The sequence below is a fragment of the Staphylococcus pasteuri genome (assembly GCF_030547725.1).
GTDB lineage: Bacteria > Bacillota > Bacilli > Staphylococcales > Staphylococcaceae > Staphylococcus > Staphylococcus pasteuri.
Genome location: NZ_JAUOQO010001064.1, coordinates 1 through 232, shown reverse-complemented (window position 1 = coordinate 232; position 232 = coordinate 1). Strand labels below are relative to the sequence as shown.

General features: G+C 41.8%; 1 protein-coding gene. It reads left to right on the top strand.

What is annotated here, in order from left to right; translation table 11 throughout:
- Positions 1–30 precede the first annotated feature (30 nt).
- Positions 31–232: hypothetical protein (locus Q4528_RS16420; RefSeq protein WP_303522861.1), on the top strand; the 202-nt coding region annotated here is incomplete at its 3' end.

The following is a 232-nucleotide window of genomic DNA, read 5'->3' as shown; positions in this document are numbered from 1 at the left end:
ATATTAGGCGCAGATGATGTCGGTTTTGGGTTGGCAGAAATTCCGGGTTATGAGAACAATCCTTTAAATGGAATTGATTTTAATATCCTCCAGTTAGATGTGGCAGAGCAGACATCTAATCCCGTATTAACTATTCCTGATGTACTCGTTGAAATTCAGCCTTGGGCCCTAGAGGATATTGATGTGGAGCGTACCTTTTCCTTTCAACCGCTCAGCATGGATATGCAAAGTA